This window comes from Streptomyces sp. NPDC036764, assembly GCF_055609385.1.
In genome coordinates this window covers 128,616-149,273 of the sequence record NZ_JBVJPT010000004.1, presented here as the reverse complement: position 1 = coordinate 149,273, position 20,658 = coordinate 128,616, and the positions used below count along the sequence as shown (strand labels likewise).

Here is a 20,658-nt window from a genome sequence, read left to right as displayed (position 1 = left end):
CCGCCGTCTCCCTACTGTCACGTCAGCATTTCGAACGTGTGACGAAATTTCGAACACGCTCGGGTGTGACACCAACGAGCCGACGACGCAGCAAGGGGCAACTGCCGTGCGCATCACCGGAATCAGCACACACGTGGTCGGGACGCCGTGGCGCAACCTGACATACGTCCAGGTGCACACCGACGAAGGAGTCACCGGAGTCGGCGAGACCCGGATGCTGGGCCACACCGACGCGCTGATCGGCTATCTGCGGGAGGCCGAGGCCAACCACATTCTCGGTTCGGACCCGTTCGCTGTCGAGGACCTCGTACGCCGCATGAAGTACGGCGACTACGGCCGGGCGGGCGAGATCGTGATGTCCGGTATCGCCGTGATCGAGATGGCGTGCTGGGACATCAAGGGCAAGGCCCTCGGGGTGCCGGTCTGGCAGCTCCTGGGCGGCAAGGTCACCGACAAGGTCAAGGCGTACGCCAACGGCTGGTACACGACGGAGCGGACCCCTGAGGCGTACCACAAGGCGGCCCAGGGCGTGATGGAGCGCGGGTACCGGGCGCTCAAGATCGACCCCTTCGGCACCGGGCACTTCGAGCTCGACCACGAGCAGACCCTGTACGCCGTCTCGCTCATCGAGGCCGTGCGGGACGCCATCGGCCCCGAGGCCGAGCTGATGCTGGAGATGCACGGCCGCTTCTCCCCCGCCACCGCCGTCCGGCTCGCGCGCGAGCTCGCCCCCTTCAAGCCGGCCTGGCTGGAGGAGCCCTGCCCGCCGGAGAACCTGAAGGCGCTGGAGAAGGTCGCCGCCAAGGTCGACATGCCGGTCGCGACCGGCGAGCGGATTCACGATCGCATCGAGTTCCGCGAGCTGTTCGAGAGCCAGGCCGTCGACATCATCCAGCCCGACGTCGGCCACATCGGCGGCATCTGGGAGACGCGCAAGCTGGCCGCCACCGCCGAGGCCCACTACGTGCTCGTCGCCCCGCACAACGTGGGCGGCTCGGTCCTGACCGCCGCCTCCCTCCAGGTCGGTTTCACCTCCCCGAACTTCAAGATCCTGGAGCACTTCAACGACTTCGCCGACGCGGAGATCAAGAAGGTCGTCAAGGGCGCGCCCCAGGTGAACCCGGAGGACGGCTGCTTCCACCTCTCCGACGCCCCCGGCCTCGGGGTCGAGTTCGACGCCGACGCCGCCGCCGAGTTCCCGCAGCAGCAGGCCCGCTTCGACCTGTGGGCCGAGGGCTGGGAGCAGCGCAAGCCCAAGGGCGCGCAGTGAGCACCGCGGTCGTCATCGAGGCGCCCGGCGAGCACCGGCTCATCGAGCACACGCCCCGTGAGCCGGGTCCCGGCGAGGCCCTGGTCCGCGTCCACGCGGTCGGCATCTGCGGCAGCGACCGCGAGGTGTACCAGGGCAACCGGCCCGAGGGATACGTCCGTTACCCGCTCACGCCGGGTCACGAGTGGTCCGGGACCGTCGCCGCCGTCGGCGCCGGGGTGCCGGACTCGCTCGTCGGCCGCAAGGTCGTCGGTGAGGGCTTCCGTAACTGCCAGGTCTGCGACCGCTGCCACGCCGGTGAGACGACGCTGTGCGGTGCGGGCTACGAGGAGACCGGGTTCACCCAGCCGGGCGCCATGGCGGCCACGCTGACCCTCCCGGCCCGGCTGCTGCACGTCCTGCCGGACGACTGCGACCTGACCGCCGCCGCCCTGCTGGAGCCGGCCGCCTGTATCGCCGCCGCGGCGATCAAGGCGAACGCGCTGCCGGGTGAGCGCGTGGCCGTGGTCGGCACCGGGACACTCGGGATGTTCGCCGTTCAGTTCCTGAAGGCGGGCTCGCCGGGCGAGTTGCTCGTGGTGGGCACGCGGCGCGATCGAGAGGCGCTGTCGCGGCAGTACGGCGCCACGGACTTCCGCACGAAGGACCAGGAACTCCCGGACGACTTCGACGTCGTCATCGAGACCGCCGGGTCCGCGGACGCCGCACGCGTCTCCGCCGCCCTGCTCCGGCGCGGCGGACGTCTGGTCCTCACCGGGATCCCGGCGCCGGGTGCGCAGGGCCTGGACCCGACCGATCTCGTCGTGCAGCAGCTAGAGGTGCACACCGTGTTCGGGGCGCCGCCGGACGCCTGGGCGCACACCGTGCGCGTGTTCGCGGCCGGGCTGCTCGATCCGCTGCCGCTGGTCACGCACGAGCTGCCGCTTCAGGAGTTCCCGCAGGCGATCGAGCTCGTCGGGTCCGGTGATCCGAAGGTCGGCAAGGTCCTCCTTCGCCCCTAGCCGTACGCCGGTACGGGGGCAACCTGACGGTCCCCGTACCGGCGTACACCCAAGCCCCGCACACCCTGAGCCGCGAACCTCGTCCGACATATCGAACAAGAAGGACAGCTTGTGACCGACGCTTCCGCAGCCCGCCGACCCGGTGAGCAGGTGCTCGCCGCCCTCGGCCTGGGTGCGCCCGACCTCTCCCCCGCCGACGCCTCGCCCCATACCTTCCCGGGCGGCGGCCGCTGGCGCACCGAGATCCCCTCGTGCGAGGGTCCCGAAGCGCTGGCCGTCGTCCTGAAGGAAGCCTCGCTGCTGGACGTGCCGGTCCACCGGATCAGCCAGGGCAGCGGTGTGTGGATGCTGACCGACGCCGAGATCACCGAAATGGTCGACGCGACGAACGAACGCGACATCGAGCTCTGCCTGTTCACCGGCCCGCGCGGCACCTGGGACATCGGCGGGTCCACGCGCACCGACTCACGGGGCGCCGGACTGCGCGCCCGGGGCCACGACGCCGTCGCCGGCTGCATCGAGGACGCCGTGCGGGCGACGGAGCTGGGCGTCAAGTGCCTGCTCGTCGCCGACGAGGGCGTGCTGTGGACGCTGCACCGGGCGAGAGCCGCCGGGATCATCCCGGCCGACACCACCCTCAAGGTGAGCGCGCTGATCGGGCCCGTCAATCCGGCCGCGTACGCGGTGTACGAGCAGTTGGGCGCCGACTCGGTCAACGTGCCCAGCGACCTGACGCTCGACCACCTCACCGAGATACGGCGGGTCTCCGCCGCCCCCATGGACATGTACATCGAGGCCCCCGACGACCTCGGCGGCTATGTGCGGATGTACGAGGTCACCGAGCTGATCCGGCGCGGCGCACCGCTCTACCTGAAGTTCGGGCTCTCCAAGGCCCCCGGCATCTATCCCTACGGACACCACATGCGGGACCTGACGCTGGCCACCGCCCGGGAACGCGTACGGCGCGGCCGGCTGGCGCTGGACCTGCTCGCACGGCACGGAGCCGACGGCGACATGGCGCCCCTCGGTTCACGGCTGCCCGGAAATCTGCGGCGATTTGAAACTCCCGCATAACGTTCCGGACAAACCCCCTTCACAGAAGACGACGCAGTCGAACACAATCCCACACACCCTCGGTCGAACCAAACAGCCCTCGCGGCAGCGTCTTCGCATCGCCAGACCGAGCCCTGCCACACACACATCAAGGATGATGACCATGCGTACTCGCAGAGCCGCACTCGCCGCCATAGCCTCCGCCGCCTCCCTCGCCCTCACCCTGTCCGCCTGTGGCCAGAGCGGCGAGGGCGGCAGCAAGGATGAGGGTGGCGACAGCAAGGGCGGGACCATCGGCATCGCGATGCCGACCAAGTCCTCCGAGCGCTGGATCGCCGACGGCAAGAACGTCGTCGCGGACCTGGAGTCCAAGGGCTACAAGACCAAGCTGGTCTACGGCGAGGACGACCCGGACCAGCAGGTCTCGCAGATCGAGAACCTGATCACGCAGGGCGTCAAGGCGCTGATCGTCGCGGCCATCGACAACAAGTCGATGAACAACGTGCTCCAGCAGGCCAAGGACGCGAACATCCCGGTCATCTCCTACGACCGCCTGATCCTCGGCACCCCGAACGTCGACTACTACGCCTCGTTCGACAACGAGAAGGTCGGAGAGCTCCAGGCCGGCTACATCGTCGAGAAGCTCGGCCTGAAGGACGGCTCCAAGAAGGGCCCGTTCAACATCGAGCTGTTCGCGGGCTCCAACGACGACAACAACACCCGCTACTTCTTCGGCGGGGCGATGAAGGTCCTGCAGCCCTACATCGACAAGAAGCAGCTCGTCGTCCGCTCCGGCCAGACCAAGCTGACCCAGGTCACCACCCTGCGCTGGGACGGCGGCACCGCCCAGAAGCGCATGGACGACATCCTGACCTCGGCGTACAAGAGCGAGCGCGTCGACGCGGTCCTCTCGCCCTACGACGGCATCTCCATCGGCATCCTGTCGGCGCTGAAGTCGGACGACTACGGCTCCAAGAGCAAGCCGCTGCCGGTCGTCACCGGTCAGGACGCCGAGGTCGCCTCGGTGAAGTCGATCATCGCCGACGAGCAGTCGATGACCGTCTACAAGGACACCCGCGAGCTCGCCAAGGTCGCCTCGGGCATGGTCGACGCCCTGCTCAACGACAAGAAGCCCGAGGTCAACGACACCAAGACCTACGACAACGGATCGAAGGTCGTCCCGGCGTACCTGCTGGAGCCGGTCGCGGTCGACAAGACCAACTACCAGAAGGAGGTCGTCGACTCCGGCTACATCAAGGAGAGCGACCTCAAGTAACCGCCGGCCCACTCTGATTGGAAGGCACGACCATGGCGGGACCCGTCCTGGAAATGCGCTCGATCGTCAAGACCTTTCCCGGCGTCAAGGCGCTGTCGGACGTCACGCTGACCGTCCGTCAGGGCGAGGTCCACGCCATCTGCGGGGAGAACGGCGCCGGCAAGTCGACCCTCATGAAGGTCCTCTCCGGCGTCCACCCGCACGGCACCTACGAGGGGGACATCCTCTTCGAGGGGGAGGTCTGCGAGTTCAAGGACATCCGGGCGAGCGAGCACCACGGCATCGTCATCATCCACCAGGAGCTGGCGCTGTCGCCGTTCCTCTCCCTCGCGGAGAACATCTTCCTCGGCAACGAGCACGCCAAGGGCGGGTTCATCGACTGGCGGGAGACCCTGCGGCACGCCACCGAACTGCTGCGCCGGGTCGGTCTCTCCGACCACCCGGACACCCGCGTCGCCGACATCGGCGTGGGCAAGCAGCAGCTCGTGGAGATCGCGAAGGCGCTGTCGAAGAAGGTGAAGCTGCTCATCCTGGATGAGCCGACCGCGGCCCTGAACGACGAGGACAGCGGCAAACTCCTGGATCTGATCCTGGAGTTGAAGAAGCAGGGCATCACCTCGATCATCATCTCCCACAAGCTCAACGAGATCCGCAAGGTCGCCGACTCGGTGACGATCCTGCGCGACGGGCAGACCATCGAGACGCTCGACGTGAAGGCCCCGGAGACCACCGAGGACCGGATCATCAGCGGCATGGTCGGCCGGGACCTGGAGCACCGCTTCCCCGACCGCACCCCGCACGAGCCGGAGGAGGGCGCCGCCCCGGCGCTGGAGATCCGCAACTGGACCGTGCACCACCCGATCGACCAGCAGCGCAAGGTCGTCGACGACGTGTCGATCCAGGTGCGGCGCGGCGAGATCGTCGGCATCGCGGGCCTGATGGGCGCCGGCCGCACCGAGCTCGCGATGAGCGTCTTCGGACGGACCTACGGCCGCTACCACGCCGGCACGGTCCTCAAGGACGGCAAGGAGATCCGTACGAAGTCCGTCTCCGAGGCGGTGAAGCACGGCATCGCGTACGTCACCGAGGACCGCAAGCACTACGGCCTGAACCTCATCGACACCATCAACCGCAACATCTCGCTCAGCGCGCTGGGCAAGGTCGCCAAGCGGGGCGTGGTCGACGAGCACGGGGAGCGGCAGGTCGCCGAGAGCTTCCGCAAGTCCATGAACATCAAGGCGCCGACCGTCTTCGAGCCGGTGGGCAAGCTGTCCGGCGGCAACCAGCAGAAGGTCGTCCTCAGCAAGTGGATCTTCGCCGGTCCCGATGTGCTGATCCTGGACGAGCCGACGCGCGGCATCGACGTCGGTGCCAAGTACGAGATCTACACGGTCATCGACCAGTTGGCCGCCCAGGGCAAGGCGGTCGTCTTCATCTCCTCCGAGCTGCCGGAGCTGCTCGGCATGTGTGACCGCATCTACACGATGGCCGCGGGGCGGCTGACCGGTGAGTTCTCGCGGGCCGAGGCCTCGCAGGAATCGCTGATGCGTCAGATGACAAAGGACAAAGAGGTATCCCGATGAGCACGGATGTGACCGCCAAGACCCCGGCCCCCGCGCCGCCGGGCAAGAGCTCAGGGGCCGCGGGCGACGGTCTGCTCCAGCTCGTGCTGGACGGCCTGCGCCGCAACATGCGGCAGTACGGCATGCTGATCGCGCTCGGCCTGATCGTGGTGCTGTTCGCGGTGTGGACCGAAGGCGACCTGCTGCTGCCGCGCAACGTCTCCAACCTGGTGCTCCAGAACAGCTACATCCTGATCCTCGCGATCGGCATGATGCTGGTGATCATCGCGGGCCACATCGACCTGTCGGTGGGATCACTGACGGCGTTCATCGGCTCGATGGCCGCCGTGTTCATGGTCAAGAACGATCTGCCATGGCCCGTCGCCGTCATCCTCTGCCTCGCCATGGGCGCCCTGGCCGGTGCGGCACAAGGGTTCTTCATCGCCTACGGCGGCATACCATCCTTCATCGTGACCCTCGCGGGCATGCTGATCTTCCGCGGTCTCACCGAGATCTTCCTCGAGGGCCAGACACTCGGCCCGTTCCCGGAGGGCCTGCAGAAGGTCGCCAACGGCTTCCTGCCCGAGGTCGGCCCGAACACCAACTACCACAACCTCACACTTCTGCTCGGCTTCGCGATGATCGCGTTCGTGGTCTTCCAGGAGTTCCGCGACCGCCGCCGCCAGCAGGAGTTCTCGCTGGAAGTCCCGCCCTTCAACCTCTTCCTGCTGAAGCTGGTCGCGCTCGGCGCCGCCATCCTGACGCTGACGATGCTGCTGGCCAGCTACAAGGGCGCCCCGATCGTGCTGCTCATCCTGGGCGTGCTGCTCGTCGGCTTCGGCTATGTGATGCGCAACGCGATCATCGGCCGCCACATCTACGCGATCGGCGGCAACCTGCCCGCGGCCAAGCTGTCGGGTGTGAAGGACAAGAAGGTCACCTTCCTGGTCTTCCTGAACATGGGCATGCTCGCGGCCCTGGCGGGTCTGGTCTTCGCCGCCCGCTTCAACGCGGCCTCTCCCAAGGCCGGCCTCAACTTCGAGCTGGAGGCCATCGCCGCCTCGTTCATCGGCGGCGCGTCGATGAGCGGCGGCGTCGGCACGGTCCTCGGCGCGATCATCGGTGGCCTGGTCCTGGGCGTGCTGAACAACGGTATGAACCTCGTCGGCATCGGCACCGACTGGCAGCAGGTCATCAAGGGCCTGGTCCTGCTGGCGGCGGTCGGGTTCGACGTGTGGAACAAGCGCAAGGTCGGTTCGTAAGTCCAAGTAGGGCCCTGCCGGAAGGCGGGGCCCTTCAACTTCCTGAGCAAGGAGCCGCACATGGACATGAGCAGACGTACGGTCATAGCCGGCGCCGCGGCGGTGGGGATCTCCGCCGCGACCATCGGCAGCGCGCACGCAACGGGGGGCAGGCTGCCCGTGAAATCGCTCTTCGGCAAACTCGCCGACGGCACCAAGGTCCACCGCTGGTCGCTGGCCAACGGCGGCACGCGGATGAAGGTCCTCTCCTACGGCGGCATCGTGCAGTCCCTGGAGATCCCGGACCGCCGCGGCCACTACACCAACGTCTCCCTCGGCTTCGACAACATCGAGGACTACGTCGCCAAGAGCCCGTACTTCGGCGCCCTGATCGGCCGGTACGGCAACCGCATCGGCAAGGGCCAGTTCACGCTCGACGGCAAGGCCTACCAGGTCAACGTCAACGACGGCGTCAACAGCCTGCACGGCGGCGCCAAGGGCTTCGACAAGCACGTGTGGGACGTCGAGCCGTTCACCAAGGGCTCCGACGTCGGCCTGCACCTGTACTACACGTCCGTCGACGGCGAGATGGGCTACCCGGGCACGCTCAAGGTGAAGGTGACGTACACCCTCACCAAGTACGGCGACTGGCGCATCGACTACGAGGCCACCACCGACAAGACCACCGTCGTCAACCTCACCAGCCACGTCTACTGGAACCTCGCCGGCGAGGGCAGCGGCACGATCGAGAACCACGAGCTGAAGATCGACGCCTGCCGCTACACCCCCGTCGACTCGGGCCTCATCCCCACCGGTGAGCTGGCCTCCGTCGCGGGCACCCCCTTCGACTTCCGCCGCACCAAGCGAATCGGCGAGGACCTTCGCGAGGCGCACCAGCAACTGCTGTACGGCCAGGGCATCGACCACAACTGGGCGCTCGACAAGGGCATCTCGCCGCGCCCCGAGTGGATCGCGACCCTGAAGGACCCGTCGTCGGGCCGCACCATGCGGATGGCGACCACGGAGCCGGGCCTGCAGTTCTACTCCGGCAACTTCCTCGACGGCACACTGGTCGGCACGAGCGGCCGTACCTACCGGCAGGGGGACGCGCTATGCCTGGAGACGCAGCACTTCCCGGACTCGCCGAACAAGCCGTCGTTCCCCTCGACGGTGCTGCGGCCCGGGCAGACGTACCGCTCCACGACGGTCCACTCCTTCAGCCGCTGAGCCCGTCGAACCGTCCCTTCTGACGGTTCTTCACAGGTGGCACACAAGTTCTCACCGATTTCTCAGTGGTTGAACAGCGCCACCCCAGCCTCCGTATGTAAGGGCGGCCCGTGCTCCCCCGCGCGGGCCACCTAAGACGACGGGCCCGGTCGTCCCCACCGGGCCCGCCCCCTACGGAGGTTCCATGGCCGACAACGTCACCTCGCTGTTCCGCAGCACCGCGGCACACAGCCCGTCGATGGCGGCGCTGACGCGTGAGGGCGGCGACGGGGCCGGTCCGGTGGACTTCTGCATTCCGTGCAACCCGTACTTCCCGACGCCGGAGATGTTCCAGGACATGGGGGCCCGGCTGCGGGACATCATCACGTACTACCCGAGCAGCGCCGACACGATCACGGCCGAACTGTGCAGCCTGCTCCAGCTTCCGCCGCAGTGCGTGGCGATGGGCAACGGCTCTACCGAGCTGATCACCTGGATCGACCACCTGATGGTCCGGGAGTCCCTCGCCATCCCCGTCCCCACGTTCGGCCGCTGGACCGACCAGCCCATGGAGACCGGCAAGCGCGTAGACATGTTCCCGCTCCAGGAGTCCAGCGGCTTCGCCCTGGACCTCGCGCAGTACGCCGAGTTCATCCGGGCCAGGGGGACCCGGGTGGCGGTGATCTGCAACCCGAACAACCCCGACGGCGGCTACCTCCACAAGCACGCGCTCGTGCAGTTCATGGACGCCATGGCCGACCTGGACCTGGTCATCATCGACGAGTCCTTCCTGGAGTTCGCCGACGCCGAGCAGGAGCCGTCGGTGGTCCAGGAGGCCATGCTGCGGCCGAACGTCATCGTCCTGCGCAGCCTCGGCAAGAACTTCGGCCTGCACGGCATCCGCTTCGGCTACCTCGTCGCCAACCCGGCCCTGGCCGGCAGGGTCCGCTCGATGCTGCCGAAGTGGAACCTCAACGCCTTCGCCGAGCACGTGGTGTTCATGCTCAAGAACCACGGCGCCGAGTACGCGCAGAGCCTGCATCAGGTGCGCCGGGACCGCCTCGACATGGCCAGCCACCTGGCTCAACTGCCGGGCCTGACGGTCTATCCGTCGCAGGGCAACTTCCTCTTCGTGCGCCTCCCCGTGGGCGCCGAGGGCACCGTGGTCCGCGACCGGCTGCTCACCGAGCACCGGATCCTGGTCCGCGAGTGCGGCAACAAGATCGGTTCGTCCAGCCGCTTCCTGCGACTCGTGGTGCGCCCCCAGGTGGACGTGCGTCGCCTGGTGTCCGGCCTGGAGCAGGTGCTCTACGGGTCCAGGAGGGGAGCCGCCGTACCCGAGCTGGGTACAGGGACCAACTACAGCTCGGGTACGGCGGCCGTGGACCGGTTGGTCAGCTCCACCAACGGCGCCGGTATGCAGGGCCTTGCCGCACAGGCCATGGCTGCGCCTCAGCCGCAGGCGATGCCCCAGGCGGTGCCGCCGGCAGGCGGCATGCCGATGCCGGCACCGGTTCCGGTGGCCCCGGCCGCGGCACCGGCTCCCGCACCCATGCCCGCCCCCGTCCCCGTCACCGCTCCCACCCCCGCTCCCCCCGCCCCCGCTCCTGCCGCCCCCGCGCCGATGCCGTTCCCGTCGCCTGTGGCGCCGGCTGCGGCCGTGGTGCCGCCCGGGCCCACGCCGCCGGGGGTACCGGCGCGTGGCGGGCTCACGGCGGCGCAGGTACGGGGTACCACCGGGCCGGGGTTGACCCCGGCGCCGGCGACCGGGTGGCCGAACAGTCAGAGCTGGCCGAACGCGGCGGGGATGGGTCAGGTCGGGTAACGCCCTCTCCCCGTAGGACGATCAGGTCGGCGTCGTTCGTGATCGACTGCCCGCCGCGGCGACGAGGTTGCACGCGAGTGTGGATTCCGAGCAGCCTCAGCCGTTTCCCGCTCCGGCGTCGAGCCGCTGGGGTAGGTGTGGACGCATGATGCCCTTGGAGGAAGCACGGGACGAGCTGAAGCATCTGCTGGTCCGTTGCGAACAGTGGTTACGGACGGTCGACGAGGTGTCGGACCTTCTCCCCGACGCCCGTGACCTGGAGTCGGACGTCGAACGAATGGAGGCCCTGCGCACCCGCGCCCTGTCGACCATGCTCAAGGTGGCGCTGCTGGGACGCCAGTCCTCGGGCAAGAGCTTCCTGATCAGCGGCCTCCAAGGCGGCCTGGAATACCTCCCGTTCATCGACGAGGACGGCGAGCAGTCGGACGAGTACGTCGGCATCCTGCCGTCGTCGGCGAGCCCGACCACCGCCTGTCCCTCGACGGTCATCCCGGTCGGGGACGACCCCACGGTCGACGCCTACGGGCGGGGGCTGCTGCGGGTCAAGTTCAAAGGGAGAGCCGACTGGGTGGAGGTCGGCACGGATCTGCATCGCGCCGAAGTGGCCGCCTACGCGGCGGCGGACGGCAACAAGACCGATCGCCGCTCGGAGCACGTCAACGATCACGTCGAGCGGATCGAGCTGCTCATCTCCAAGGCGCGACTGCCGATCAAGCTCTTCGACCTGCCGGGCTCGGAGTCCGAGGACGAGGAGCGCGACGAGATCATGTACGAGGCCTGGAAGGAGGCCGACTGCTTCATCTACGTCAGCCAGGCCACCGAGGCCCTCACCTCGAACGAGCTGCGCCTGATCCGGGACCTGTACTCACATGCCGTACCGGCCAGGAAGCGGGTGCTGTGGGTGCTCTCCGGGATCGACCGGGCGGCGCAGCGCGAGCACAACCAGGCGGCCTGGAAGAACGTGCTGGCGACCAACAACCAGTATCTGCGCGACCGTTACCCCAGCTCCGAGCGATTCATCGGGGAGGGCTTCCTTCCCGTGTCGGCGGCTCTGGAGGCCCAGGCCGAGTTCGAGGAGGGCAAGGGCCGGGACGGCAGCGCGCTTCGACGACGTGGCCGGATGGGGGAACTGCGCGACCGCCTCCAGGGGCTGTTGGAGTCCGGCGCCGGGCACAAGCATCTGAAGCTGATCGGGGACGAGGCGGGCTGGGTCGTACGGCGCAGACGGCGGACCATCGCCGATGTGCTGGACGCCCACCGGGTGGCCGTGGACCAGCTCGAAGTCCAGCGGGACAGCCTCCGTGCAGAGCTGGAGGGCATGGACGAGTCCCTGCAGCGGATGCTGACGGAGCTGAACGACGAACTCGACCGCAGGATCCGCAAGACCCAGCGGGCGTTCGGCGGCCTGGCGAACGAACTGCACCGGGGGCTGGACGGCTTGATCGACGCCGGCAACCTGAGTGCCGAGCACGTCAACGAGATCGGTGTCCGGCACGTCCAGCTCTTCAACGAGTGGATGACGGGCCCCGAGGGACCGGGCACGCTCTGGGAGCGCGAACGCGCGGCACTCGACGACAGTGCCCGGCTGTTCCTGCGGTCGCAGTTCGGCGAGGACACCGGGTCCCGGCTGGTCGGGCCCGAGCCGCTCGACCTCGACTCCATCCCGGTGGCGAACGACGGGGACAACCCCTGGCGGGCGTACGGCGTGGTCCAGGACGCGGCGAACGTACTCGGTGTCGCCAGCCCGCTGGCCGGCGGCGCGGTCTGGCTGACGACGAGCCTCAGTCTCGCCACGATCGCGGTGCCGGTGGGAGCGGCCGTCCTCGCCGCCATCGGTATCGCCAGGATCACGGACTTCCTCCGGGAACGGGAGTCCAAGATCCAGCAGGCCCGTCAGGAACGTAAGGACATGATCGACGAGCAGGCCAAGGAGGCCCGCATCGGCTTCGAGGAGATGGTGCGCGGGGACGGCCGGCGCGTGATCGACGCGGCCGCGGAGTACCACCACCGGCACCGGGCCCGGCTGCGCGCGACGCTGGACGAGATAGTGCAACGCATGCGCGCCGAGAACACCGCCGGCAGCCGCGAGATCGTCGGGCGCCTGACGCCGGTCGAGGAACGGGGCCGCGCCATCGCCGCCGACATCCAGGACCTGCTCGACCGCAACAGGACGGACTGACGCCTCACCGCACGGCCGGGCCCGGGAGGCGGTCCGGCCGGTGCGGTGCGTCGGCCTGTGCCCGGTGGGTCCTGCCGGGGCGCCGGGGTGGAGTCCCGCCCCGGCACGCGGTCATGGGTCAGTCCCGCCGCAGTCCCTCCAGGAGCAGTTCGATCAGTCGCCGGGGCTCGTAGCGCGGGTCGCTGTCGCGCCCGATGCACAGGTTGCCGATGCCGCGCATCAGCTCGTAGGGCCGCGTCCCGGGCCTGATGTCGCCGGCGAGCACCGCCGCGTCCAGCAACTGCGCGCACACCGGCTCCAGGCGGTCCAGGAAGTACGTGTGGAGCGCGGCGAAGCGGCTGCTGTCCGACTGCAGGGCGTCGGCCAGTCCGTGCTTGGTGACCAGGAAGTCGACGAAGAGGTCGATCCACCGGCTCAGCGCGGCGAACGGGGAGTCGGCCTCGGTCAGCAGCCTCGGGCCCGCCTCGGCGCACGCCTCGATCTGGTGCCGGTACACCGCGGTGACGAGATCCGCCCGGGTCGGGAAGTGCCGGTAGATCGTCCCCATCCCGACCCCCGCCTTGGCCGCGATCTGGCGGATCGGCGCGTCGACGCCCGAGGTCACGAAGACCTCGGCTGCCGCGGCGAGCAGCGCCTGCTGGTTGCGCTGCGCGTCGGCCCGCTTGGTTCGGGCCGACGTCTTCCCGGCCGGGTTCTCGCTGGACATCAGGCATTCCTCTAGCGCCGTTGACAAAACGGAACAGCGCTCCGGATACTAAATGGAGCAGCGTTCCGGTTCAGGTTAGTCGAACCGGGCACTTCCGACCACCCTGCCCACCCCTGCCCTGAAACGGCTCGACGTGCGGCACGGGCCACCAGAAGGGAAGCGCATCATGCCCGCATCCACTCAGACCACCGCCATCGACCCACCGGTGCCGGTGCTGTCGTACGGCCCGGTGGTGCTGCCCGTCCCCGGACGCCCCGTGGACCTGCACCTGCGCGTCACCGCCCCGGCGACCGGGACCGGCCTGCCCGTCATCCTGCTCTCCCACGGCCACGGCCCCTCGCACCATCTGTCCTCCCTGCACGGCTACGCCCCGCTCGCCGGCCTCTGGGCGGCGCACGGGTTCGTCGTCGTCCAGCCCACCCACCTCAGCTCCAGGACCCTGAGCCAACTGGTCGCCGACGCCCCGGGGGCGCCCTTCTTCTGGCGTGAGCGCGCCGAGGACATGACGCACATCCTCGACCGGTTCGACGCGATCGAGGCCGCCGTGCCGGAGCTGGCCGGGCGCGTGGACCGCAGCCGGGTCGCCGTCGCCGGGCACTCGCTCGGCGGCCACACCGCCGGGCTCCTGCTGGGCGCCCGCAACGCCGACCCCGACACGGGTGAAGCGGTGGACCTGCTCGAACCCCGGATCACCGCGGGTGTGCTGCTCGCGGCACCCGGCAGGGGCGGCGACGTCCTGAACGGCCCCATGGCCGAGGCCATCTCGTTCGTCCACTCGTCCGACTTCTCCACCATGACCACCCCCGCCCTGGTCGTCGTCGGCGACAAGGACGAGTCCCGGCACTTCACGGACGCCGGACCGCAGTGGCACGCCGACCCCTACGCCCTCGCCCCCGCGCCCAAGACGCTGCTGACCCTGTTCGGCGCGGAGCACGGACTCGGCGGGATCGCCGGATACGACGCCGCCGAGACCACCGACGAGAACCCCGCACTCGTCGCCGCCCTCGGCCGCCTCACCGCGGCCTACCTCCGCAGTCGGTTCGACCCCACCGACGACACCTGGCGAACGACGGGCGACACCCTGACGACGGGCCCCCACGCCGTCGGGCGGGTGGAGTCCAAGTAGCCGGCCGGGGCCGAGGAGGGGGCACAAAGAGCTGACCGGCAAGGATGACGACGCGGGCGCCGCGTCCGGGCTGCTGACCCTGAGCGCACCGGGCAGTTCACCCTCGGCGGGCTACGCCGGGGCGCTCGCCCTGGGGGTGGAGAGCCGACCTGAGACGGCCACGGCCGCCGGGCCGCGCCCGCTTCCTTCAGCGGGCGCGGCCCGGCGTGTGCGCTACTCGCGCGGGCACTGCTTCCACGCCAGGTGGTACACCGTGCTGATGTCACCGTCGGTCGAGTCCATGGTCATGAAGCTGACCTTGCTCGCCGGGGACGAGCCGAGGTTCACCCTCAGCTCGGTGTTGATGTTGAAGTTGCGCTGCTTCCCGCAGGGCGCCCAGACCAGTTGGGCCCAGTCGGTCTCGTCGGTGGCCTGCCAGTTGTCGTTGAGGGGCCCGCTGAACGGGTGGTTGCGGAACTGCGTGTTCGGTGAGCCCTGGAAGTAGTACGAGGCCCGCTGCGTGGCGTTCGCGCCGGACTGGAGCGCGGCGAAGCCGCGGTAGTCGGCGCTGGCGATGGCGTAGGTGAAGCCACCGGGGACGTGCACGACCAGGCTGAGCTGGCAGTTCTTACGGAACGCCGTGGGGTCGGAGTTGCCGCCGACCTGGGCGAGGTACTCGCTGTAGGTCACGGTGAAGGCGGTGTTGTCCTCGGAGACGGCGACGGCCGTCGTGCCCTGGGGACAGCCGGAGCCGTTCACCGTGGCGACCTTGATGACGATCTTGTCCGGCGGCGGGTCTTCGAACGCGGGGGCCGCCTGCGCGGGCAGGGTCGCGGTGAGCAGAGCGGCCAACGCGCCGCCGCTCAGCAGGAACCGCAGGAGTCCACGTGCCATGGAGCTCTCCTTGGGGATGGGGGGTGGCTGCGCCTCCGGCCGTTCGTTCCGGCCTCGCCGAGTCCTCGCTGAACCGCTGAACCGCTGAACCGTTGAAGTTGAACCTTTGAAGAAACAGTGAGGTTTCTGTGAAGGCCGAAGGCGTACGCATCGTAGGAGCCACAGGTACGGCCGACAGGGTCCAACTCCGGCCATTTACAGTGCAGTTGGGCGGAGGATCCTCAGCTCGTTCACAGCCGCACATGGCCCGGATGGCCGGCGAGGACGGCCAGTGCGCACGCGCTACGCACGTCCATATGCGAGTGCACACGGACGTGACGCTTTCCGACGGCTCGTCCACAGGAGGCGAGGTCATTCACACCGGCGGCTCTTCCTCGGCCCGGACATCGACGCCGGGGGCCAGGCGACCTCGCCGTACTCGGAGAACGCACGAAGGAGACCCTGCCGGTCCGCCGCCCCGCACGGCACTCGGTGACAGCCTGGCGGACGGCTGCAAGGCGACCTTGACAGCGGGTTCTCACCCGGCTCGGCCGGCCGTCGGTCAGCCCAGCCGGATCACATTCCAGGACAGCGGCTCCAGTACGGCGGTGAGGTGTCCGTCCTTCAGCGCGGTCCCCTCGGCCTGGTGCGGCGCGACCCGCTCGGGGTCCTCCAGGGTGTTACGGGCGTCCGGGTCGGCGTCCGCGAGGGCGCTGTGCTCGATGACCCGCGTCAGGTCGAGGCCGTTCAGGGCGACGTCGAGCGGCAGCGCCTCGGTGCGACTGCGGTTGACCGCGAAGACGGTGACCGTGCCGTCGTCGGCGCGTACGGCGGTGGCGTGCAGGAGGTCGGTCTCGCCGTACTTCCTCGTCTCGTACGTCGGGGAGTCGACCCGGACGTCGAGGACCTGGCCGCGGCCGTGCTCTGCGGCCTGCGCGAAGGGGAAGAACGTCGTCTGCCGCCAGGCCGGGCCGCCCGGCTCGGTCATGATCGGGGCGATGACGTTCACGAGCTGCGCGAGGCAGGCGACGGTGACGCGGTCGGCGTGGCGCAGCAGGGCGATGAGGAGCGAGCCGAAGACGACGGCGTCGGTGACGCTGTAGCTGTCCTCCAGCAGGCGCGGGGCCTCCGGCCAGTCATGCTGCTCGAAGGTCTTGGCGTGCGCCTCCCACTCGGGCAGGTACCAGACGTTCCACTCGTCGAAGGAGAGGTTGATCTTCTTCTTGGACTTGAGCCGTGCGCCCACGTGGTCGGCGGTCGCGACGACGTTCTCGATGAAGGACTCCATGTCGACGGCGGAGGCGAGGAAGGAGTCGATGTCGCCGTTCTCGGGCCAGTAGTAGGCGTGCAGGGAGATGTGGTCGACGAGGTCGTACGTCTCCTTCAGGACCGTCGCCTCCCACTCGGCGAAGGTCGGCATGGACTGGCTTGAGGAGCCGCAGGCGACGAGTTCGACGCGCGGGTCGATCTGGCGCATGGCGCGTGCGGTCTCGGCGGCGACGCGGCCGTACTCCTCGGCCGTCTTGTGGCCGGTCTGCCAGGGGCCGTCCATCTCGTTGCCCAGGCACCACATCCTGATGCCGAAGGGGTCCTTGTCGCCGTGGGAGACACGCAGGTCGGACAGGGCGGTGCCCTCGGGGTGGTTGGCGTACTCCTGGAGTTCGAGGGCTTCGGCGACGCCGCGGGTGCCGAGGTTGACGGCCATCATGGGCTCGGCCTGCGGGCCGATCTTGCGGAGGAAGTCGATGTACTCCGAGAGGCCGAAGCGGTTGGACTCCGTCGAGTGCCAGGCGAGGTCGAGGCGGCGGGGGCGGTCTTCCGCGGGGCCGACCGAGTCCTCCCACTTGTAGCCCGAGACGAAGTTGCCGCCGGGGTAGCGGACTGCTGTGACACCGAGTTCGCGGACGAGGTCGAGGACGTCCTGGCGCAGGCCCTTGTCGTCGGCCGTGGGGTGGTCGGGTTCGAAGATGCCGGTGTACACGCAGCGGCCGAGGTGTTCGACGAAGCTGCCGAAGAGGCGGGGGTTGACCTGGCCGACGGTGAAGGCGGGGTCGAGGGTGAAACGGGCGGTGTGCATGCTCGCCTTTCGGTCGCGCAGTTCCCCGCGCCCCTGAGGGGCGTACGGTTCGAGATATCGACTTCTGAACGTAGCTTCGAACGGGACCGTAGGGTGGAAGCGTTTTCCAGTCAATGCCCGGTGCGCGAATTCCGGGACGGCGCCGAAGTCTCAGCGACGCCGCGAAGTCGGCGCCGGGCGCTGCGGCACCCCAGGGGCGTGGGGGAACTGCCCGACCGGCTCCCACGGACCCGCGGACGACCGACGCTCCGACCCGACCCGACCCGGCCCCGCCCGCCCCGGCCCCGCCCTGCCCGCGAACCGCTTCGTTCCCGGTTGAACAACGGTCGCCGGATCACATGACGCGAACACTTCGGGCCGCGTAGGCTCGAACGGCCCGCCGAACGGCGGGGGAACAGGGGGTGCGATGGACATCGCGGGCGCGCGCCGGAAGGCGGCCCGGGTCGCCACGGCGTTACGGCTGCGGCGTTCTCCCGTCGCCGCCGGGATGCGGGAGCTGGCTTCCGATCTCAGCGCGGCCGTGCGTGCCAGACCCCACCCCCCGGCGGACGTCGGCGAGTTGTGCCACGCGCTGTGCGCGGAGATGAGCGCACGGCGCGGCGGGCGCCCCCTGGAGCTGCGGTTCGAGCGGTTCCCGGACGAGATCGAAGTGACCGGGCTGTGGGTGGAGTTCCAGGACTTCGACCTGGTCATCGTCGAGGAGCGGGCCGAGGCGGTGCAGCAACTGGTCGTCCTCGGCCACGAGTTGTGGCACCTGCACGCCGGGCACGGCCATCACCACACGGACGGCTCGGCTGCCGCGCACGCGTTCGCGGGCACGCCCGGTTGGCAGGACACGGCCCTCGCGGTGGCCGCGCGCACCGGCTCGCGGCAACGGGACGAGGCCGAGGCCGACGACTTCGGGCACCGGCTGGCGGCCGCGTTCCGGCCGCTGCTGACCGGCGGCGGCGCGGACGCGCCCCTCGAACCGGTCCAGCGGTCCCTGGGCTACCGAGGACCGAAGCGGGGTACGGCACCATGACGGCGCTCGCGCTGACGCCCGTGGAGTTCGTCAACGAGTTCTATCCGACCTTCTGGTGGATCCCCGCCGGGATCCTCGCCGCCGCCCTCGCCATCAAGCTGCCCAGCATCATCCGGCTGTGGAACGACCCGCTGCTGCGCGCGGTCGGCGGGCTGCTGCTGCTCGCCTGCTCGGTGTTCGTGTTCGTCGCGCCGTCGACGATCGCCCGCGTCAACCGGCTCACGGGGATCACGAACTTCTCCGGACCCTGGGTGTACTCCCTGCTCACCGCGTTCTGTGCCTGCTGTCTGCTGCTGATCATCACCTGGCGAAGCGGCCTGTCCGACCGCTCCCCGCGCACCCGCCGGGCCATGCGCGGGGTCGTCGCCGTCTACTCCGGCGTGATCGTCGCGATGTGGGTGCTGTTCGCGCTGGCGGAGGTGCCCGTGGAGCGGCTGCGGGACCTGGACACGTACTACGCGACCACGCCGTACATGCGCGAGCTGATCGTGCTCTACCTGCTCGCGCACACCACGGCGGCACTGGTCACCAACTGGCTGATCTGGAACTGGATCCGCACCGACGGTCTGGACGCCTGGCTGCGCTGGGGCCTGAAGTGCCTCGGCGTCGGCTACACCCTGCAGCTCGTCTTCGACGCCGCCAAGGTGACCGCCGTGGCGGCCCGTTGGGCCGGGCGGAACCTGGACTGGCTGAGCACGGCGGTGGCGCCGCCCATCGCCTGCCTGTCCGCCATCCTGGTCGCCGTGGGCTTCATCCTTCCGCACGCCGGCCAGTATCTGCACGACCGCTGGCGCCTCAGGCTCGCGCACCGTGAACTGCGGCCGCTGTACCTGCTGATGAGGACCGTCAACGGCGGCGGCATCCCCTTCGTCCTGCGCGCCACCCCGGAGCTGCGGCTGATCCGCCGCGAGACGTTCATCCGCGATGTACTGCTGCCACTGGCCAGGTTCGTCGACGAGGAGCAGCGCGGGCGGTCCTACGACGCCGCCGTCGCCGCCGGCCTGCCGCCACAGCGGGCGAAGGCAGTGGCCGCCGCGGTGGCGATCCTGGACGCCGTCGACGCCAAGGGCGCGGCCCGCGAGGGCGACGGCGCGGGCGAGACCGACACCACGGAACTGCTGGGGGACATCGGCGCCATGTCCCGGGCACTGCGCGACGCGGAGGACATCCGGGCGGCGCGGGAGCGGGCTGCGGCGCGGGTCCGGCCGGACGGCGTCGGCGTCACCAACTGAGCCGTGCGGAGCGGGGGTTGTGCACGAGGCGGGCGCCCCGGGCGCTGCTCCCCCAAGGCAGCGCCCGGACCCCCGTGACAGGCCGGGGCGGCCTCGCAGACGACGAGCCGAGTGCTCGCGTCCCCCGTCGAGGCGTGCCCCGGCCGCATCCGGCCGCGTCAAGAGGCGGGTGCGCAGCCGGAAGTCGTGAGCCGCAAAAGCGGAATGCGTCTTTTCAGTGACACGATCATTGCTCGCCGTGACCTTTACTGTCAACCATTGCTGCGAAACAGTGCAGCTATTGCTGCCATGACGCGCTGGCCGCGGCCCGGGGGACCCGATACGCTCCCGTGAGCCCCGGCCATGGATCCGGCCCACGCCCAGGGAGAACAGGGAGACCTCGGTGACAGACCCCCGCGCTTCCCTCGCCGAACGGCGCGAGCGCCTAGAGGAGCTGACGGGCCGGCCGGGCCGGCTGGCCGAGGTGCTGGACGTGGCGGAGCTGTCGTACGCGACCGGCATCCCCGTGGATACGGTCGCCGACCTGCTGGCGGGCCGGAGTGTGCCGGAGACGAGCCTGGGCGACCGTGTCCGGCAGCGGCTGGACTTCCTGCGCGAGACCCGGCGCCGCCCGGACGGCAAGCGGTACTCGCTCGACGAACTGGCCAAAATCGCCGGCACGAGCAGACAGTGGCTGAGCGAGTGGCGCCGCAGCGGACTGCCCAGCCTGGAACACGCCGACCGGATGCGCCGCCACTTCGACCTGCCCGCGGGATTCTTCACCGCCGACGAGGCGGAGGCACTGCACGCCGCGCTCCAGCCGGTGCTGGCCGAGCTGGAGGCGAAGGCCGATCCGCTGGCCCCGCTGCGCACTCCCGGGTTCTACCGGCTGGCCAGGCGTGCGCCGCACATGTCGCCGCGCAAGCTCCAGGCGCTGGCGGAATGGGCCGAGATGATCACGGAGCGGAACCCGGCGGAGGACGACGACCTCTGAGCACGCCCCGCCGGCCGTGCGCATGCTCGGTTTCGGCCATCCCTGGCCGAGCACCGGC

16 protein-coding genes are annotated in these 20,658 nt (G+C 69.5%); 13 read left to right on the top strand and 3 right to left on the bottom strand.

Going from position 1 to position 20,658, the window contains the following annotated elements:
- Positions 1-106 precede the first annotated feature (106 nt).
- The 9 genes from ACZ69Q_RS18840 to ACZ69Q_RS18800 all read left to right on the top strand — a co-directional run bounded on the left by ACZ69Q_RS18840 (position 107) and on the right by ACZ69Q_RS18800 (position 12,613).
- Complete coding sequence (locus ACZ69Q_RS18840) at positions 107-1,270, top strand: mandelate racemase/muconate lactonizing enzyme family protein (protein WP_471042971.1); 1,164 nt, start codon at positions 107-109, stop codon at positions 1,268-1,270.
- Positions 1,267-2,271 carry a zinc-dependent alcohol dehydrogenase gene (locus tag ACZ69Q_RS18835; RefSeq protein ID WP_471042968.1) on the top strand — a complete coding sequence of 335 codons (1,005 nt, stop codon included), beginning with the start codon at positions 1,267-1,269 and terminating at the stop codon, positions 2,269-2,271. The genes ACZ69Q_RS18840 and ACZ69Q_RS18835 overlap by 4 nt, the downstream gene beginning before the upstream one ends.
- A gap of 111 nt (positions 2,272-2,382) precedes the next feature.
- Complete coding sequence (locus tag ACZ69Q_RS18830; protein ID WP_471042966.1) at positions 2,383-3,345, top strand: glycosyltransferase family protein; 963 nt, start codon at positions 2,383-2,385, stop codon at positions 3,343-3,345.
- Between the two features lie 142 nt (positions 3,346-3,487).
- Complete coding sequence (gene chvE, locus ACZ69Q_RS18825) at positions 3,488-4,600, top strand: multiple monosaccharide ABC transporter substrate-binding protein (RefSeq protein ID WP_471042964.1); 1,113 nt, start codon at positions 3,488-3,490, stop codon at positions 4,598-4,600.
- A gap of 32 nt (positions 4,601-4,632) precedes the next feature.
- A complete protein-coding gene (gene mmsA / locus ACZ69Q_RS18820) occupies positions 4,633-6,183 on the top strand; it encodes a multiple monosaccharide ABC transporter ATP-binding protein (protein ID WP_471042962.1) in 1,551 nt (516 codons plus the stop codon).
- Positions 6,180-7,424 (top strand): multiple monosaccharide ABC transporter permease, encoded by a 1,245-nt coding sequence (mmsB, locus tag ACZ69Q_RS18815; protein WP_471042960.1) that lies wholly within the window; start codon positions 6,180-6,182, stop codon positions 7,422-7,424. Before mmsA ends, mmsB begins: the two co-directional genes overlap by 4 nt.
- A gap of 60 nt (positions 7,425-7,484) precedes the next feature.
- Positions 7,485-8,630 carry an aldose epimerase family protein gene (locus ACZ69Q_RS18810; RefSeq protein ID WP_471042957.1) on the top strand — a complete coding sequence of 382 codons (1,146 nt, stop codon included), beginning with the start codon at positions 7,485-7,487 and terminating at the stop codon, positions 8,628-8,630.
- A gap of 184 nt (positions 8,631-8,814) precedes the next feature.
- Positions 8,815-10,434, top strand: a complete 1,620-nt coding sequence (locus ACZ69Q_RS18805; protein ID WP_471042954.1) for a pyridoxal phosphate-dependent aminotransferase — start codon at positions 8,815-8,817, stop codon at positions 10,432-10,434.
- 145 nt (positions 10,435-10,579) lie between these two features.
- Positions 10,580-12,613, top strand: a complete 2,034-nt coding sequence (locus tag ACZ69Q_RS18800; protein ID WP_471042953.1) for a dynamin family protein — start codon at positions 10,580-10,582, stop codon at positions 12,611-12,613.
- Positions 12,614-12,731: 118 nt separating this feature from the next.
- On the opposite strand, the gene ACZ69Q_RS18795 is transcribed toward ACZ69Q_RS18800, so the two are convergent.
- The gene (locus ACZ69Q_RS18795; RefSeq protein WP_471042951.1) at positions 12,732-13,319 is read right to left on the bottom strand and encodes a TetR/AcrR family transcriptional regulator; all 588 of its coding nucleotides are present in this window, start codon (positions 13,317-13,319) and stop codon (positions 12,732-12,734) included.
- Between the two features lie 166 nt (positions 13,320-13,485).
- Between ACZ69Q_RS18795 and ACZ69Q_RS18790 the strand changes: the two genes are divergently transcribed.
- Positions 13,486-14,445, top strand: a complete 960-nt coding sequence (locus ACZ69Q_RS18790; protein ID WP_471042949.1) for an alpha/beta hydrolase family protein — start codon at positions 13,486-13,488, stop codon at positions 14,443-14,445.
- Positions 14,446-14,658: 213 nt separating this feature from the next.
- On the opposite strand, the gene ACZ69Q_RS18785 is transcribed toward ACZ69Q_RS18790, so the two are convergent.
- Together ACZ69Q_RS18785 and arfA are read right to left on the bottom strand one after the other, a co-directional pair.
- On the bottom strand, positions 14,659-15,318 hold the full coding sequence (locus ACZ69Q_RS18785; protein WP_471042946.1) for a DUF4360 domain-containing protein: 660 nt from the start codon (positions 15,316-15,318) through the stop codon (positions 14,659-14,661).
- 541 nt (positions 15,319-15,859) lie between these two features.
- Complete coding sequence (arfA, locus tag ACZ69Q_RS18780; protein ID WP_471042943.1) at positions 15,860-17,374, bottom strand: arabinosylfuranosidase ArfA; 1,515 nt, start codon at positions 17,372-17,374, stop codon at positions 15,860-15,862.
- Positions 17,375-17,780: 406 nt separating this feature from the next.
- Between arfA and ACZ69Q_RS18775 the strand changes: the two genes are divergently transcribed.
- The 3 genes from ACZ69Q_RS18775 to ACZ69Q_RS18765 all read left to right on the top strand — a co-directional run bounded on the left by ACZ69Q_RS18775 (position 17,781) and on the right by ACZ69Q_RS18765 (position 20,600).
- Positions 17,781-18,395 (top strand): toxin-antitoxin system, toxin component family protein, encoded by a 615-nt coding sequence (locus ACZ69Q_RS18775; RefSeq protein WP_471042941.1) that lies wholly within the window; start codon positions 17,781-17,783, stop codon positions 18,393-18,395.
- On the top strand, positions 18,392-19,627 hold the full coding sequence (locus tag ACZ69Q_RS18770) for a DUF6545 domain-containing protein (RefSeq protein WP_471042939.1): 1,236 nt from the start codon (positions 18,392-18,394) through the stop codon (positions 19,625-19,627). Before ACZ69Q_RS18775 ends, ACZ69Q_RS18770 begins: the two co-directional genes overlap by 4 nt.
- A gap of 382 nt (positions 19,628-20,009) precedes the next feature.
- A complete protein-coding gene (locus ACZ69Q_RS18765) occupies positions 20,010-20,600 on the top strand; it encodes an XRE family transcriptional regulator (RefSeq protein WP_471042937.1) in 591 nt (196 codons plus the stop codon).
- The last annotated feature ends 58 nt before the right edge of the window (positions 20,601-20,658 follow it).